General features: G+C 44.9%; 15 protein-coding genes. 12 read left to right on the plus strand and 3 right to left on the minus strand.

Annotated elements, in window-relative coordinates; translation table 11 throughout:
* Window positions 1-24: 24 nt before the first annotated feature.
* From LZG73_RS00545 to LZG73_RS00555, 3 genes are all read left to right on the plus strand, one after another.
* A complete protein-coding gene (locus tag LZG73_RS00545) occupies window positions 25-1,743 on the plus strand; it encodes an FAD-dependent oxidoreductase (protein ID WP_233845541.1) in 1,719 nt (572 codons plus the stop codon).
* Window positions 1,744-1,845: 102 nt separating this feature from the next.
* Window positions 1,846-3,033, plus strand: coding sequence for a DUF5009 domain-containing protein (locus LZG73_RS00550; protein ID WP_310588334.1), 1,188 nt, complete (start codon window positions 1,846-1,848; stop codon window positions 3,031-3,033).
* Between the two features lie 41 nt (window positions 3,034-3,074).
* Window positions 3,075-3,464, plus strand: a complete 390-nt coding sequence (locus tag LZG73_RS00555; RefSeq protein WP_233845542.1) for a VOC family protein — start codon at window positions 3,075-3,077, stop codon at window positions 3,462-3,464.
* A gap of 23 nt (window positions 3,465-3,487) precedes the next feature.
* Here LZG73_RS00555 and LZG73_RS00560 read toward each other — a convergent pair whose 3' ends face one another.
* Window positions 3,488-3,982: a hypothetical protein gene (locus tag LZG73_RS00560; RefSeq protein WP_233845543.1), complete on the minus strand. Its 495-nt coding sequence runs from the start codon at window positions 3,980-3,982 to the stop codon at window positions 3,488-3,490.
* 338 nt (window positions 3,983-4,320) lie between these two features.
* Here LZG73_RS00560 and LZG73_RS00565 point away from each other — a divergent pair, with 338 nt between their 5' ends.
* The 4 genes from LZG73_RS00565 (at window position 4,321) to LZG73_RS00580 (ending at window position 10,686) form a co-directional block, all read left to right on the plus strand.
* Window positions 4,321-6,615, plus strand: coding sequence for a peptidylprolyl isomerase (locus LZG73_RS00565; protein ID WP_233845544.1), 2,295 nt, complete (start codon window positions 4,321-4,323; stop codon window positions 6,613-6,615).
* A gap of 74 nt (window positions 6,616-6,689) precedes the next feature.
* Window positions 6,690-8,063: a peptidylprolyl isomerase gene (locus LZG73_RS00570; protein ID WP_233845545.1), complete on the plus strand. Its 1,374-nt coding sequence runs from the start codon at window positions 6,690-6,692 to the stop codon at window positions 8,061-8,063.
* A 54-nt stretch (window positions 8,064-8,117) separates the two neighbouring features.
* Complete coding sequence (locus tag LZG73_RS00575; RefSeq protein WP_233845546.1) at window positions 8,118-9,080, plus strand: MoxR family ATPase; 963 nt, start codon at window positions 8,118-8,120, stop codon at window positions 9,078-9,080.
* Between the two features lie 13 nt (window positions 9,081-9,093).
* Window positions 9,094-10,686: an aldehyde dehydrogenase (NADP(+)) gene (locus LZG73_RS00580; protein ID WP_233845547.1), complete on the plus strand. Its 1,593-nt coding sequence runs from the start codon at window positions 9,094-9,096 to the stop codon at window positions 10,684-10,686.
* On the opposite strand, the gene truA is transcribed toward LZG73_RS00580, so the two are convergent.
* Window positions 10,679-11,416 (minus strand): tRNA pseudouridine(38-40) synthase TruA, encoded by a 738-nt coding sequence (gene truA / locus LZG73_RS00585; protein WP_233845548.1) that lies wholly within the window; start codon window positions 11,414-11,416, stop codon window positions 10,679-10,681. The two genes, LZG73_RS00580 and truA, sit on opposite strands and share 8 nt — an antisense overlap.
* A 107-nt stretch (window positions 11,417-11,523) precedes the next feature.
* On the opposite strand from truA, the gene LZG73_RS00590 reads away from it, so the two are divergent.
* The 5 genes from LZG73_RS00590 (at window position 11,524) to LZG73_RS00610 (ending at window position 14,907) form a co-directional block, all read left to right on the plus strand.
* A complete protein-coding gene (locus LZG73_RS00590) occupies window positions 11,524-13,191 on the plus strand; it encodes a glutamine--tRNA ligase/YqeY domain fusion protein (RefSeq protein WP_233845549.1) in 1,668 nt (555 codons plus the stop codon).
* A gap of 30 nt (window positions 13,192-13,221) precedes the next feature.
* Window positions 13,222-13,500 carry a type II toxin-antitoxin system RelE/ParE family toxin gene (locus tag LZG73_RS00595; RefSeq protein ID WP_233845550.1) on the plus strand — a complete coding sequence of 93 codons (279 nt, stop codon included), beginning with the start codon at window positions 13,222-13,224 and terminating at the stop codon, window positions 13,498-13,500.
* Window positions 13,501-13,505: 5 nt separating this feature from the next.
* Window positions 13,506-13,820: a HigA family addiction module antitoxin gene (locus LZG73_RS00600; RefSeq protein ID WP_233845551.1), complete on the plus strand. Its 315-nt coding sequence runs from the start codon at window positions 13,506-13,508 to the stop codon at window positions 13,818-13,820.
* A 104-nt stretch (window positions 13,821-13,924) separates the two neighbouring features.
* Complete coding sequence (locus tag LZG73_RS00605; RefSeq protein ID WP_233845552.1) at window positions 13,925-14,272, plus strand: hypothetical protein; 348 nt, start codon at window positions 13,925-13,927, stop codon at window positions 14,270-14,272.
* Window positions 14,273-14,382: 110 nt separating this feature from the next.
* Window positions 14,383-14,907, plus strand: a complete 525-nt coding sequence (locus LZG73_RS00610) for a ferritin (protein ID WP_233845553.1) — start codon at window positions 14,383-14,385, stop codon at window positions 14,905-14,907.
* Window positions 14,908-14,959: 52 nt separating this feature from the next.
* Here LZG73_RS00610 and LZG73_RS00615 read toward each other — a convergent pair whose 3' ends face one another.
* Window positions 14,960-15,517 (minus strand): GNAT family N-acetyltransferase, encoded by a 558-nt coding sequence (locus tag LZG73_RS00615; protein WP_233845554.1) that lies wholly within the window; start codon window positions 15,515-15,517, stop codon window positions 14,960-14,962.
* Window positions 15,518-15,634: the final 117 nt, after the last annotated feature.

Consider the following 15,634-nt stretch of genomic DNA (forward strand, 5'->3'; position numbering starts at 1 on the left):
CTTAAAAATCGAAAAACATTCATCATGAATTTAAACATAAAAGCAGCGAAACAAACCACATATGACGCAATCGTGGTTGGTTCGGGCATCAGCGGTGGCTGGGCAGCCAAAGAGTTGACGGAAAAAGGATTGAAAGTCGTCATGCTCGAAAGAGGGCGTGACATCAAGCACATTACTGATTATAAAACGGCAACGCTTGCTCCGTGGGAATTTGAACACAGAGGCAGGGTTACCACAATTGCTAAGGAACAATATTGGGCAGGAATGCGCACGGGTTACACGGCAAACGAAGAATGGGCTTATCTGTTCGAAAACGACAAAGAAAATCAATACGAGGAAACCAGAAAGTTTGACTGGATTCGCGCATATCACGTAGGAGGTCGCTCATTGTTGTGGGGCCGCCAGAGTTATCGCTTAAACCCCGCCGATTTTGAAGCAAATGCAAAAGATGGAATCGCTGTCGACTGGCCTATCCGCTATGCCGACATTGCTCCTTGGTATGATTACGTTGAAAAGTTTGCAGGCATCAGCGGCGCAAAGGATGGTCTGGATGTTTTGCCAGACGGAAATTACCTGCCTCCAATGCAGATGAACTGTGTAGAAAAACATGTAAAAGGCGAAGTTGAGAAGAAATTTGCTGGTCGTCACATCATTATGGGACGCGCTGCACACCTTACCCAGCCACAGGCGTTGCACACCGAGCTTGGACGTGCAGCTTGTCAGTTCCGTAACATGTGTATGCGCGGCTGCCCATACGGCGCTTATTTCAGCACGCAATCCGCAACGCTTCCGGCTGCACAAAAAACGGGCAACCTCACGCTCGTTCCCGATTCGATTGTTTCGGAAGTTATTTACGACGACAAATTAGGCAAGGTGACTGGCGTGCGGGTGATCAATCAAAACACGCTTGAAACGAAAGAATACTATGCAAAAGTCATTTTCATGAATGCTTCGGCTATCGCATCCGCGTCAATTTTAATGAATTCGAAATCAAAACGTTTCCCGAATGGGCTAGGCAATGACAGCGACCAGCTTGGCCGTAACATCATGGACCACCATTTGGCTGTTGGTGCAAGAGCTGATGTGGAAGGTTTTGAGGATAAATATTATTTCGGAAGACGCGCAAACGGGATTTACATTCCGCGTTACCGCAACTGGGGAGACGACAAACGCGATTACATCCGCGGATTTGGTTACCAGGGAGGCGCAAGCCGTGAAAGCTGGGGACGTGGCGTCGGCACCGAAGGTTTTGGGGCTGATTTCAAAAAATCGCTCACTGAGCCAGGCGCTTGGAACATGAACATTCAAGGCTTTGGTGAAATGATCGCTGACGAGAAGAACAGGTTCACATTGCACCCAACAAAAAAAGACAAATGGGGACTTCCAATCGTCGTTTTTGATGCAGCTTACGGCGAAAACGAGAAAAAAATGCGTGTTGATATGATGAACGATGCGGCGGAAATGCTGGAAGCGGCAGGCCTGAAAAACGTTGTTCCTTACATTGACGACTCAAAACACCCAGGCATAGGCATTCACGAAATGGGAACTGCCAGGATGGGGAATGATCCTAAAACATCTGTTTTGAACAAAAATAACCAGGTTTGGGGCGCTGAAAATGTGTATGTTACAGATGGCGCATTCATGACCTCTGCGTCTTGCGTGAACCCGTCGCTGACTTATATGGCGATGACAGCACGCGCTGCCGACCATGCAGTAAAAGAGCTGAAAAAGATGAATGTGTAGTTAGCATTCTGAGCGTTTCAAACAAAGTTTTATTTCAAAAAAGCCTCGCTGGGTAAATCCGGCGGGGCTTTTTCTTTATCCCTTGACTAAACCCATTACATTTTGAAAGACCATATACTGCAACCACAGCGCGTTTCGTCCATTGACGCCTATCGGGGATTTGTGATGTTTCTGATGATGGCCGAAGTGCTCAGGCTAAGCAAAGTTGCCGAATCGTTTCCTAATAGCGCGGTTTGGGCATTTTTGGATTTCCATCAAAGTCATGTTCCATGGGTTGGCTGCTCGCTGCACGATATGATCCAGCCGTCATTCTCGTTCCTTGTCGGCGTTGCCCTTCCCTACTCCATTGCAAGCCGCGCGAGCAAGCAGCAAAACACGACAATTATGTGGCTGCACACCATCCGGCGGTCGCTTACGCTCATTCTTCTTGGGATTTTTCTGCGGTCAATGCATAGCGAACAAACCAATTTTACATTTGAAGACACATTAACACAAATCGGGCTGGGTTATCCGATCCTGTTTGCGCTTGGCTTTACACAAGAAAAAATTCAATGGAGCGCTTTGGGAATTATCCTGGTTGCTTATTGGCTTGCATTCGCATTTTATCCGCTCCCCGGCCCATATTTCGACTGGTCTGAAACGGGCAGCACTGCGGATTGGGAATATAATTTAAAAGGATTTGCGGCCCATTGGAATAAAAACACAAATGTCGCGTGGGCATTTGACCGCTGGTTTTTGAACCTTTTTCCACGCGCTGAGACATTCCATTTCAACGGCGGCGGATACAGCACTCTGAGCTTCATTCCAACATTGGGAACCATGATTTTGGGCTTGGTTACAGGCAAATGGCTTAAAAACGCGCCATCGGGCAATTGGTTTTTGAAACGAATGGCCATCACCGCAGCAATCCTGTTTGCGCTTGCGCTCGTTCTGAATTTTACAGGACTCAACCCGATTGTAAAAAGGATCTGGACGCCATCCTGGACGCTTTTCAGCGGTGGCTGGTGTTTCGTTTTGCTAGCAAGCTTTTATTTCATTGCTGACGTTCGACAACACAAGCATTTGTTTTTTCCGCTCATTGTAATCGGCACAAACTCAATTGTCGCTTACGTGATGGCTGAAACGATCGTAGGCTTTATCGACAGCTCATTCCGCATCAATGTCAGTCAGAGTTATGACTTGATTTTTGGACCAAATTATCAGCCGCTCGTCCGTGGTGCGGTGATTTTGCTTGTTGAATGGGCCATACTTTATTGGCTTTACATAAGAAAGATATTTATCCGGATTTAAAATTCGCAGCCTATATTTGAAAATCATCCTAAAATATCATAATGCAATTACTCAAAGCAGTTCATCACATTGCAATCATCTGTTCGGACTACAACCGATCGAAATACTTTTATACGGAAGTCCTGGGATTTGAAATTGTAAGAGAAGTTTTCCGCGCAGAAAGGGATTCTTACAAGCTTGATCTTTCGCTTGGCGGCCATTACATCATCGAGCTCTTTTCATTTCCAAATCCACCCAAGAGGCCTTCCAGACCCGAGTCGGTTGGATTGCGGCACATTGCATTTCAGGTTGAGAATATCGAGCTCGCGATTGCGGAATTAAATAAAAAACAGGTCGTCACAGAACCGGTGAGAACCGATGAATTCACAGGAAAAAAGTTTACTTTCTTCGCTGATCCTGACGACCTGCCTATTGAATTATATGAAGTGTAGCGAATGTAAATGCCTAAGAATTGCTAGGCGGCCGCCGTGTAACTAATGCTTTTGCGTGCCCCAACTTCCAGTTTGGTCAGCGCATCATAAAATTCTGAAACCCTTACCAAATGCTCGTCAAGTACGATTCTAGCCTCTGAATCTTTGTCAACAAACGTCCTTAGCGACTTGTAAAGCTGCAATGTGGCAGCTTCAATGCGTTTCAGACAGCTCGCGATCTGTTCTTTTTCTTCAACGTCTTCGAGCATTTTCAAAGCCACGAAAGAAGTGATGTGATTGGTGTCCCCCAAATCTTTATCTGTCAGGAAACATTTAAAATATTCGTAAATCCACTTGATTTCCTTTTGAAATAACAATGCACTCACATGACCTTGGCTTAGAAATCTTCGGCTAGGTCTCATGCTATCTTTCTTTAGTGCTTCCATGTAAAGAATTTCGCGGTTTTTCTGCTCGTTCCACAATGCCCTGATTGTTTTAACGAAATCATTTTTCCTGCTCTCTTCCATATTGCTCCTCATCTTAATATGCCGCTGTTTAACTAAAAATTATACAAAAATTGTGCCTGAACGGGCACATTCAGTGATTTAGAACTATTATTACAACTTCTCCTTTTGCGAATGCAAAAGTGTCGATGACGAAACAATGTTTCAGAACGAAAAAAGCGGACGTCGGAAAAGAATTGGGGTGTTTTGTCCATAACAAATCCCAATGACAGTGCGGTAAAACAGAACAAAATGCCCGCCGGAACGTTATATTTTTGAACTATTCAGAAAGCGTCTAACTTTGCCGGCTTTAACCGACTTGACGCACGGCCAGAATTATGGCCACAGTTCCTTAAAATACCATTTCGAGTAACATGATTAACAAAAAATATAACGTTTACCTGCTGGCTTTACTGGCAGCAGGCTCATGCAAAACCACCGCTCCTCCTCAACTACAAGTTGTAATTCAAACACAGCCGTTATTAGAAATCGGGAATGAAAAATTCTCAATAGAAGATTACCAGGAATCTTACAACCGAAACAAGAACGCCTCCGATTCAACGGGCGAGTTGAGCCCTGAAGAATATCTTAATTTGTACAAAGATTTGAAAATTAAGGTCTTGCATGCCAAGCAGGAGGGCAAAGACACTACGCAGGATTACAAGGAAGAAATTCAATCCTATCGGGAACAGCTTGCTAAGAATCAGCTCGTAGACAAAAACCTGGTGGAAAAGTTGTCTAATGAAGCTTATAATCGGCTAAAACAAGAAGTGCGTGCATCACACATTCTGATCGGGGTTTCGGAAGACGCTTCGCCGGCGGACACCTTGGAAGCTTATCGGGCCGCCATTGCGCTGCGCGGAAGATTGGAAGAAGGTTCGGATTTTGGAGACATCGCTGCGCGTTTTTCCAAAGATCCGGTTGCCGCAAAAACAAAAGGCGATTTAGGCTATTTCACTGCTTTTCAGACACTCTATCCCATTGAATCTGCGGCATACTCGCAGTCGGTTGGCCGCGTTTCGCAACCCGTGCGGACCAAGGCTGGTTATCATTTGATTAAAGTGACAGACCGTCGGACGAATCGCGGGATGGTCCGCGTGGCGCACATCATGGTGCAGCTCGATACGGCAGGAACCGCGGCACAAAAGGAATCTGCGAAGGCGAGAATTGACGAGGCTTACGCGCTGCTGGAAAGCGGTGAAAACTGGGACGCAGTCGTTGAAAACTTTTCGGACGATAAACAATCGCGCAAGAATAAAGGGCTTTTGCCAATGTTTGGCATTGGTCAAATGGTGCCTGAAATCGAGGAAGCCGCATTCGGTCTTAGCAAACTCAATTCGTATTCAAAGCCCGTGCTGACCATGTATGGATGGCACATTATCAAACTGATTGAGAAAAAAGGGCTCGAATCTTACAGCGTCATGGCGCCGTCGCTTCGCAAAAAAGTGGTTACCGATTCACGGGGAAAGGTTTTAGAACAGGCAAATGCGAAAAGGCTCAGGGAAAAATATAAAATTGAAGAATTTCAGGATCAATGGAACGCGGTCGCAGCATTGGGCGACAGCACGATTAAGACAGGAAATTGGGATTATCTGAAAGCGGTCTCAACAGATTGGGCTTCGGTTGCGTTATTCAAGATTGAGGATCAGTCCTACAATGCATTGTCCTTTTTGGACTATGTCAAAAGAAAGCAACAAGTCAAACCGAAGGACGCATCGCCTGCGATCGTTTTCCGCCGCTATTTTAACGAATTCGTGACTGAAAGCCTTACCGATTATGAAAAAGAGCATTTGGAAGAAACGAGTCCGGAATTCAAAGGCCTTATCGATGAAATAAAAGAAGGCGTTTTGCTGTCGCAAGTAATGGAAGAGAATGTTTGGGGTCGATCATTGACAGATTCAACCGGCCAGCTCAGCTTTTACGAACGCAATAAAGACCGCTATCAATTCCCGGAACGCGCATTAGCCACCATTGTTTCGGCGAAAGACACGCAGACGGTCAATGCCATTAAGAAGTCATTGGTGCAAAGTCCTTACAAGCTGGAACGAAGATCGAAGGAAGTTTTGTTTCCAGCTGATGTTGCAGACATTGATTATGAGCAGCTTGACGCATTGGCGGATGTTTATATTGTAATGGAAAAGAATCCTGATTACATTGTAGAAATTGCCGGTTACAGATCAGCGGACGAATCGGACATTACATCGGCAAATAGGATCAGAAATGTTGTTAATTATTTGAACGGACGCAACATTCCGATTCTACGCATCATTGAAAAAGACTATGGCTCATTCCGTCAGGCAGCGGAAGCAGAACGGAATCGCCGGGTAAGTTTTCAGTTTTACAGTCAGTCGCGGAGCGATGTTGAGAAAGTTTATAATTCCGAGACTCCCGATGCCGTTATGATTCGGGATGGATATTTTGCCAAAGACAACCCGTTGTTTGCACGGTTTAAATTCCAGACCGGCGAACAAACTGTTATAGACAATGGCCAGATTTACTGGACCTTTGTTCAAAAAATAGAGCCTGCACGTGGGAAAACTTTCGCGGAAGCGCGCGGAAGTGTAATCAATGATTATCAAAAGGAATTGGAAAAACAATTGGTAAACCGGTTACAAGAAAAATTCCCCGTGAAAGTGAATGCCCAAGAATTAGAAAAAATTAAGCGTTAGCCGTAATTTAGCATTTCGTAAACCGGCTTATGACAAGCGTGATCCAAATAGCATCAAGAGGAATAAACATTCATATGAAAATCAACAAAGTTATTGCACCCGTTCTGATCGCAGCACTTTCGCTGTTTGTAAGCCTGATCAGTTTCGGACAAGGTCAGCAAGGGGTTAGCATTGATAAAATCATTGCCCGGGTTGATAACCACTACATTTTGAACTCCGAATTGGAGGAAATGTATAACCAATACAAAGCCGAAGGACGTGCCGCTCCCGAAAAATGCCAGCTTTTAGAGTCGCTCATTATCAACAAAATGCTGCTTGCCAAAGCGGAAATTGACTCCGTGTTAGTGGAAGACAAGGAAGTGGATGGAGAATTGGACGCCAAAATGGGTTACATGGTGCAGCGCTTCGGCTCTGAGAAAAACATCGTGGAAGCATATGGCAAAAGCATTGAAAACCTGAAAAGTGAGCTGCGCACGCAGGTTAAGGAGCAGAAGGTCGTTGAAAAAATGCAGCGGACCATTTCCGGAAATGTGAAAATCACACCGAATGAAGTGCGTAAGTTCTTCAATTCCATTCCAAAGGACAGTCTTCCATACATTCCTTCCGAGGTTGAAATCGGGCATATTGTAAAACTGGGAACGGTTACGCGTGAGCAAAAGGACAAATTACGTCAGCAGCTTTTGGAGTTGAAACAACGAGCTGAGAAAGGCGAAGACTTTGCCACGCTGGCGCAAATTTACTCAGAAGATGTTGGCTCTGCTAAGAATGGCGGTGACCTGAACTTCGCGAAACGCGGTGCAATGGTGCCGGAATTTGAAGGCGCAGCATTATCATTGAAGCCTGGCGAAATGTCTGACATTGTTGAATCGCAATTTGGTTTCCACTTAATAAAGCTGATCGAGACACGGGGCGCTGAATATCACGCAAGACACATTCTTTTGCGGCCTGATTATAATAAAGGCACCGATATGACACAGGCTATCCGCGCATTGGATAGTCTGAGGAATTTGATCCAAATTGACACATTGAAATTTGCAAAGGCCGCTTTGGACAATTCAGAAGACAAAGAAACGGCTGAGTCGGGAGGTTTGATTTCTGACAGAAATACTGGAATTGCGCGCCTTACATTGGATGCTTCTATGGACCCAGCATTGTATTTTGCAATTGACACCATGAAAGTGGGCGAGTTGAGCAAGCCAGTAACTTACCGGACGGAAGACGGTAGAAGTGCCATGCGGATCCTTTGGTATAAAAGCAAATCGGAACCGCATACGGCTAACTTGCGCGATGACTACGAAAAGCTTGCGCAGATTGTGTTGAGCAATAAACGAAACAATGCATTGGAAGAATGGTTTAAAAAGGCGCAAGGTGACGTTTTCATCAGCATTGAACCCGAGTATAAGAATTGCAAAGTTCTCGGACTCGCGGCTTCTGAAAATGACATTTAGCTTTTTTGGACTCGGTTGCGGTTAAAGGAATTTGAAATTTTAATCTGACAAATTGTGAAGTATTCATCGGACGTTGAAGCTGCCGAAGCTATGAAAGTAGCTTATGATAAGATCCGGAGTGAAATTGGAAGGGTTATCATTGGACAGGATGAAGTTGTAAAAGGACTTTTAACCGCCATTTTTTGTCAGGGTCATTGTCTGCTCGTTGGCGTTCCGGGGTTAGCCAAAACGCTTCTGATCCAGACCATTGCTTCATCGCTCGATTTGAATTTTAACCGCATTCAGTTTACGCCCGACCTGATGCCGTCCGACATTCTTGGATCGGAAACATTGGATCAAAACCGCAATTTCAAATTCATCAAAGGACCGGTTTTCGCAAATATCATTCTTGCGGATGAGATTAACCGGACGCCTCCAAAAACACAGTCAGCGCTTTTGGAAGCCATGCAGGAATATTCCGTTACGATTGCAGGTGCAAAGCACTCATTAGAGCGTCCTTTCTTTGTTCTAGCAACGCAAAATCCGATTGAGCAGGAAGGAACTTATCCACTGCCCGAGGCACAGCTTGACCGTTTTATGTTCATGATTCAGCTGGATTATCCATCTTACGCTGAGGAAGTTAGCATTGTAAAAAACACGACAAACGACATTCGTTATCAGGTGCAAAAGGTGGTTTCATCAGAGGAGATCATGGATTTCCAACATCTGGTGCGCCGCGTTCCAGTAACCGATCATGTGATTGAATATGCGGTTAAGCTGGTTCACAAGACAAGACCGGCGGCCGGACTTGCTGTAAAAGACACAAACGATTATCTGGATTGGGGCGCCGGCCCGCGTGCTTCGCAGGCGCTTATTTTGGCTGCCAAATGCAATGCATTGCTTTCAGGAAAATATTCCCCGGACATTGAAGACGTGAAAGCAGTTGCGCTCCCCGTGCTTCGCCACCGAATTATCAGAAACTTCAAGGCAGAAGCGGAAGGCATTTCTGTTGACGATTTGATCGCCCGCCTCGTCTGAGACTCATTCAATTATGGAAATTAACGGTAAAAACTTCATTGGCTATAATCTTTCAAGCCAGGGTGATCATGCATTTCAGTCCTACGTTCCGGTAAAGGATTCTTATCTGCCTGAAAATTTCATTTGTGCAACGGCTGATGAGGTTAATGCTGCCATGGAGCTCGCAGCAAAGGCTTTTCCAGCTTATGCACGGATTCCCGCAATGCAAAGAGCTGATTTTCTGATCGCAATCACCGAGGAAATTCTTGCCCTTGGCGATGCATTGCTCGAACGGGCTAATCTCGAGACTGGCTTGCCCATTACCAGACTCCAAGGCGAGCGCGCAAGGACGATCAATCAGTTAACACAATTCGCCGAGCTGCTTCGGGAAGGTTCGTGGGTGGACGCGTCCATCGACACTGCCCTCCCCGACCGCACGCCTCTGCCAAAGCCGGATATCCGGAAAATGCTGGTGCCCATTGGTCCTGTGATTGTGTTTGGTTCAAGTAATTTTCCTTTCGCGTATTCCGTTGCGGGTGTGGACACCGGCCCTGCATTGGCTGCCGGAAATCCAGTAATCGTAAAGGCGCATGCCGCGCATCCAGGCGTAAGTGATCTCACTGCGCAAGCCATTGTGAAGGCCGCCCAAAGAACGGGAATGCCAGAAGGCGTATTTTCCATGTTGTATGATGATCGTTTTGAAGTGGGAGCTGCACTGGTAAAACATCCTGCAAGTAAAGCCGTCGGTTTTACAGGATCGATGAAAGGCGGAATGGCGCTTTACAAAATGGCGCAGGAACGGGATGAACCCATCGCTGTTTTTGCTGAAATGGGAAGCGTCAACCCAATCGTAGTTTTACCCGAATATCTGGAACACAATGCATTGGAACTGGGAAAGACGCTTGCCGGTTCGGTAAGCCTGGGCGCAGGACAGTTTTGCACCAATCCGGGACTTGTATTTGTGACCAAAACGCAGGGTTTGATTGCATTTACGGATTCTTATAAAAATGAGATCCTGAAAACTACATCGGCGACAATGCTTACGGCCGGCATTTATAAAAATTATTATAAGCTCCGGGATCACGCGTTTGAGCAGGAAGATGTGAACAAACTTGCCGTTTCCGAGCAAATGTCTGAGGGTGAAAATCAAGCGCAGGCTTCCATAGCGACGGTCTCAGGCAAAAGCTTTATCGCCAATCCGAAATTGCATGAAGAAGTTTTCGGACCTTTTTCATTGCTTGTGATTTGTGAAAATACGGATGAATTGCTGGACGCCGTTTCGCACCTGACGGGGCAGCTTACCTGCTCACTGATGGCCCAAGAAAGTGAAGTGAATGCATATCCGGAAATTGTCGCGAGACTCGCACAAATTTCTGGGCGGTTTATTCTGAATGGTGTTCCTACGGGCGTTGAAGTTTGCCCTTCCATGCACCACGGGGGGCCATTTCCGGCAACAGCGGACGCGAAGTTTACATCCGTTGGACGACATTCAATCCTGCGTTTCTTGCGTCCCCAGTCCTATCAGGGCTGGCCCGAGGCGCTTTTGCCCGACGAGTTGAAGAATGCCAATCCGCTCGGCATTTATCGTCTTGTCAACAATGAATTTACAAAAGACGCGATCAAATAAAGTCATAACCGACTTCCACAAGAAACAGACCCTCGGCAGGAGCCTGAGCACCAGCCATTTTTCTGTTTTTTGACAAAATAATCTGCTCGAATTCAGCAACGGTTCGTTTGCCTTTTCCCACATCCAGCATTGTTCCAACCAATGCCCGAACCATCCCGCGGAGGAAGCGATTTGCCTGAATATGGAAAATCAACATTTCCGGCGTTTCGACCCATTTGGCTTCGGTTATTGTGCACCTAAAATTGTTAACCTGGGTATGAATCTTGCTAAAACTCTCAAAATCATTGTATTGTAAAAGCAAAGCGGCCGCTTCGTTCATCAATGCAACGTCCAGGTCTGTTTTTAACAGATAAGCGAGATCGGTCAGAAAAGGATTTTTCCAACGCGTAATGCGATATTCGTACTTTCTGTGCGTGGCTGCGAAGCGGGAGTTAATGTCGTCCGCTACAGGAAAAACGCGCCGTACTGCAATGTCCTTGGGAATCAAACCGTTAAGCTTGTAAATCAGCAATTTAGAATTGGCCAATGCTTCCTGCAAATCAAAATGCGCGAATTGTTGTTCTGCATGCACGCCGGTGTCAGTTCTGCTGCTGCCTGTGAGTTCAACGGGAAACCTCATGACTTTTGCCAATGCTTCTTCAAGGACTTGCTGAACGCCTAAGGCATTGTTTTGTTTTTGCCAACCGTTGTAAGCGGTCCCTTTGTAGCTGAATTCAATAAAATAGCGCATTTGCAAAAATAAGGAAACCGTGCGGATTTGCGATTTGCAAGGTGTGATTGCTTGATTTGTTGTGAAGAAGGTTAACTTTGAAAATCGAAAAATATTTACAGTTTAGTATGCTTACGGACGAGAAAAGAGAAGAGAAAAGCCTGAATTTTATTGAGGAAATTATTGAAGCGGACTTACAGGCTGGAAAATATTCCCAAATCATCACCAGATTTCCACCAGAACCAAACGGCTATTTGCACATTGGCCACGCGTCCAGCATTTGTCTTAATTTTGGATTAACTAAAAAATTCCCGGGTTATACTAATCTGCGTTTCGATGACACCAATCCGGTGACGGAGGACACCGAATATGTAGAAAGCATTAAAAATGACATTCGCTGGATGGGTTTTGAATGGGAAAATGAGCTCTACGCATCTGACTATTTCGATACGCTTTATCAATATGCAATAGAACTGATATCCAAAGGTTTGGCTTATGTTGATGATTCCACATCAGAGGAAATTGCTTTGCTGAAAGGCACACCGACCGAGCCCGGAAAAGATAGCCCATACAGAAGCCGCTCCGTCGAGGAAAACCTTGCGTTATTTGAACAAATGAAAAATGGCGATTTCCCGGACGGAAGTCGCACGCTCCGTGCCAAAATTGACATGGCGCATATCAATATGCTGATGCGCGATCCCATCCTTTACAGGATCAAGCACGCGCATCATCACCGCACGGGCAATAAATGGTGCATTTATCCGATGTATGATTTTGCGCACGGACAAAGCGATTCAATCGAGACGGTCACGCATTCAATTTGCACACTCGAATTTGTGCCGCACCGCGAGCTGTATGATTGGATCATTGAAAAACTTGGCATTTATCCGTCACACCAATATGAATTTGCCCGCCGTAACTTAAATTATACGGTCACGAGCAAAAGAAAATTATTGCAACTCGTTCAGGAAAAGCACGTTAAAGGCTGGGACGACCCACGGATGCCAACCATCAGCGGCATGCGCAGACGCGGTTACACACCAGAAAGCATTCGCGATTTCTGCGAACGCATTGGGGTTGCGCGCCGTGAAAACATGGTTGATGTTGGCTTGCTAGAATTTTGTGTAAGGGAAGACCTTAACAAAAAAGCGCTTCGCCGAATGGTTGTTCTGGACCCTTTGAAAGTGGTTATCACCAATTTTCCCGAAGGCGTCACTGAAATGTGCCACAGCGAAAACAATCCGGAAGATGTTTCAACGGGCGTCCGTGAGATTCCATTTTCAAGAGAAGTTTACATTGAAAAAGAGGATTTTATGGAAGTGCCTTCTAAAAAATACTTCCGTTTGGCTCCGGGCAAAATGGTCCGTTTGAAAGGCGCATATATCATTCAATGTGATGATTTTGTAAAAGATGAAAACGGAGAAATAACCGAAGTGCGTTGCTCATACATTGAAAGTAGCAAAAGCGGTCAGGATACGACAGGCATCAATGTTAAAGGAACATTGCACTGGGTTTCTGTCCCGCATGCGCAGGAAATCGAGGTTAGGCTTTATGACCGTTTGTTCTCTGTTGAAGACGCTTCTTCACAAGAAGGTGATTTCAAAGACTACATTAATCCCGACTCCTTGCATGTGATAACCGGTTATGCGGAGCCGGCATTAAATGAAGCAAAAGAAGGAGAATCATTTCAATTCCTGCGCAAAGGTTATTTTGCAAAAGACCCCGACAGCGCAGAAAAGCTTGTCTTCAACAGGACTGTGACGTTAAGAGATAACTGGGCGAAGGCAGGGAATTAGACTAAAAGTTTATTACACGCACTATAAAAAATGATCGTTTCCTTTACGCATAAAGGATTGCTGGCTTACTATGAAAAGGGTGATTCTTCAAAATTACCGGCAATTTATTTGAGAAAAATTAACCGGGTCCTTGATCAGTTGGATGCTGTCGCGTCGCGCGACGACATTTTGCAATTGGGGTCCGGGATTCACAGGCTTTCGGGCGACTTAGGAGATTTCTGGTCCATTAAAATATCACCTAATTTTAGGATCATTTTTCGTTTCGAGAATGGAGACGTTTTTGATGTCGACTATCTAGACTATCATTAAAAATCATGATAAAAAGAGATCTTGCTCCCGTACATCCGGGGGAAATTTTGAAAGAAGAATATATTGCGGAGCGCGGCCTGACTATCACCGAAGTCGCGAATGGAATTGGTGTGACTCGCCAGAGCCTGTCCGCCATTGTCAATGAAAAGGCCGGAATTACACCAGAATTAGCTGTAAAGCTTTCGGAAGCATTCGGAAATACTGCACAATTTTGGCTAAATCTTCAAAAAAACTACGATATATGGCATGCGGAGAAGAAGATTGATCGCAAAGCCATCAAACATTTTTGGAAGAATCAAATTTTACAAACTGCTTCCTAACGCCACGTCCCTGTAATTAGATTGCTTACAAATAAACTTGCTTGGAAATAAGTTTGCGGCTATCTTTGTGTAACAAAATCCACGATCCAAACACATTGCCGTCAGTGACTACCCCAAATGAATTGTTCAGCACCGCAAAAGGTTTCAGCCTGCAGTGCGATTTGACTTCCCGGATCATTCTTCATTTTGGTGAAATGCAGGCTTCTTTCAGAATTCAGGATTTCCTGAATTTCCGCCGGTTCATTAATAACATTGACATTCAAAGCAGAATTTTTGATCTGTCGGACGAGTCTGACTATGAGTTTGTTGAAGCGCCTCAATTGAACATCAACCACAAGTTGACGCTTTGTGAACTGATCCAATTGCGCGAGCTTGTTAACGGCACCCACTTCGCAATTGAACTCAACTCCCTTCTCCATAAATTGCTTTATACGGAATCAGAACTAGTCTAAATAGCTCATTTCGATCATATTAGACCAATTCCAAATTTGTATTCCTATTTGGAATGATGAACTTTCGCATGATATTTGTACTTGTTAATACAAATAAAAGAATGTAAACCATGAGAGATTTATTAAGACAACGGACATCCCTGAAAGAGGAAATAGAAATACTTTTGAACAATCAGGTGAAAATGGAGGCGGAAGCGTCTGCTAAATATTTGGCCATGGCTTCATGGTGTGACCGTAACGGATTTAAAAACAGTGCAAAATATTTTCTTAAGCAGTCTGACGAAGAACGCGGACACATGCTTAAAATTTTCAATTATATTATGACTGTGGGCGGAACGGCAGTTTCCCCGGAAGTTGCGGCTGTTAAGCAAGAATTTGCAACTTTCAGAAGTGTTTTCGAGGCGGCATTACAAAGTGAAATCGCAGTAACACAATCGATCAACCGCATTGTAACGCAAAGCCGTCGTGAAGAAGATTACGCGACTGAAAGCTTCTTGCAATGGTTTGTTAATGAGCAAATCGAAGAAGAAGATAATGCGCGTCGTGCAATTGAACTGTTTGACGTGATCGGAGAAGAAGGCACAGGTCAATATTTCATTGACAAAGCCATCTTAAAGATTGGATCTGAAAACTAATATTAGTTTCAAGTTATAAATTGGGAGCCGTTTCGAAAGAAGCGGCTCTTTTTTATGCATGATTGTCAGCCAAAAGGGAGTAAATCTCTGTGTCAAGGAACACGCCATTTTCATAAAAGCTTTCTTTAAAATAAGCCTCTTTCACAAAACCATGTTTCAAAAGAATTTGCCGCGATGCATCATTCTCCGGACTGATCTTCGCTTCAATGCTGTGAAAATGGATGTCTTGAAAACCGAATTTCAACACTGCTTTCAATGCTTCGCTCATAATGCCTTTGGACCAATGATCGGGATGCAGCATGTAGCCGATCTCGGCGCGGTGATTAAACAAGTCCATCTTATGGAACCCAATGGTGCCGATGATGCCGAATGTGTCCATTGTCGAAATCCCCCAGGTAATTCCTACTTTTTCTCGTAAATTCTTCTTGTAAGCATTAATCAGCTCGACGGCTTCGTCCTCTGATTTCAAGGCCGGCTTTCCGATGTAATGCATCGCCTGGGCATTCCCGCGCAGCGAAAACATGCTGGGCGAGTGCTTTTCCGACATTTCATGCAACATCAAGCGCTCAGTTTCGAGCACAGGAAAAGGGTCAAAATTGATAAAGAGCATGGGTAAAGGAGGTCTTCCTGCTGAAATTTTAGACTCGATTTTCCAAAAGTACGAAAACGAAGCAATTATGTGTCATGCAACGCACATTGCAAATAATGGAGATTTTTGGTATGCCTT

It is taken from the genome of Dyadobacter sp. CY326 (assembly GCF_021390515.1).
Lineage (GTDB): Bacteria > Bacteroidota > Bacteroidia > Cytophagales > Spirosomataceae > Dyadobacter.

Excerpts from the sequence above, each read along its gene's own strand:
- LZG73_RS00545 (WP_233845541.1), top strand. The coding sequence starts at position 25 with ATGAATTTAAACATAAAAGCAGCGAAACAAACCACATATGACGCAATC.
- LZG73_RS00555 (WP_233845542.1), top strand. The coding sequence starts at position 3,075 with ATGCAATTACTCAAAGCAGTTCATCACATTGCAATCATCTGTTCGGAC.
- LZG73_RS00560 (WP_233845543.1), bottom strand. The coding sequence starts at position 3,982 with ATGAGGAGCAATATGGAAGAGAGCAGGAAAAATGATTTCGTTAAAACA.
- LZG73_RS00565 (WP_233845544.1), top strand. The coding sequence starts at position 4,321 with ATGATTAACAAAAAATATAACGTTTACCTGCTGGCTTTACTGGCAGCA.
- LZG73_RS00570 (WP_233845545.1), top strand. The coding sequence starts at position 6,690 with ATGAAAATCAACAAAGTTATTGCACCCGTTCTGATCGCAGCACTTTCG.
- LZG73_RS00580 (WP_233845547.1), top strand. The coding sequence starts at position 9,094 with ATGGAAATTAACGGTAAAAACTTCATTGGCTATAATCTTTCAAGCCAG.
- truA (WP_233845548.1), bottom strand. The coding sequence starts at position 11,416 with ATGCGCTATTTTATTGAATTCAGCTACAAAGGGACCGCTTACAACGGT.
- LZG73_RS00590 (WP_233845549.1), top strand. The coding sequence starts at position 11,524 with ATGCTTACGGACGAGAAAAGAGAAGAGAAAAGCCTGAATTTTATTGAG.
- LZG73_RS00595 (WP_233845550.1), top strand. The coding sequence starts at position 13,222 with ATGATCGTTTCCTTTACGCATAAAGGATTGCTGGCTTACTATGAAAAG.
- LZG73_RS00600 (WP_233845551.1), top strand. The coding sequence starts at position 13,506 with ATGATAAAAAGAGATCTTGCTCCCGTACATCCGGGGGAAATTTTGAAA.
- LZG73_RS00610 (WP_233845553.1), top strand. The coding sequence starts at position 14,383 with ATGAGAGATTTATTAAGACAACGGACATCCCTGAAAGAGGAAATAGAA.
- LZG73_RS00615 (WP_233845554.1), bottom strand. The coding sequence starts at position 15,517 with ATGCTCTTTATCAATTTTGACCCTTTTCCTGTGCTCGAAACTGAGCGC.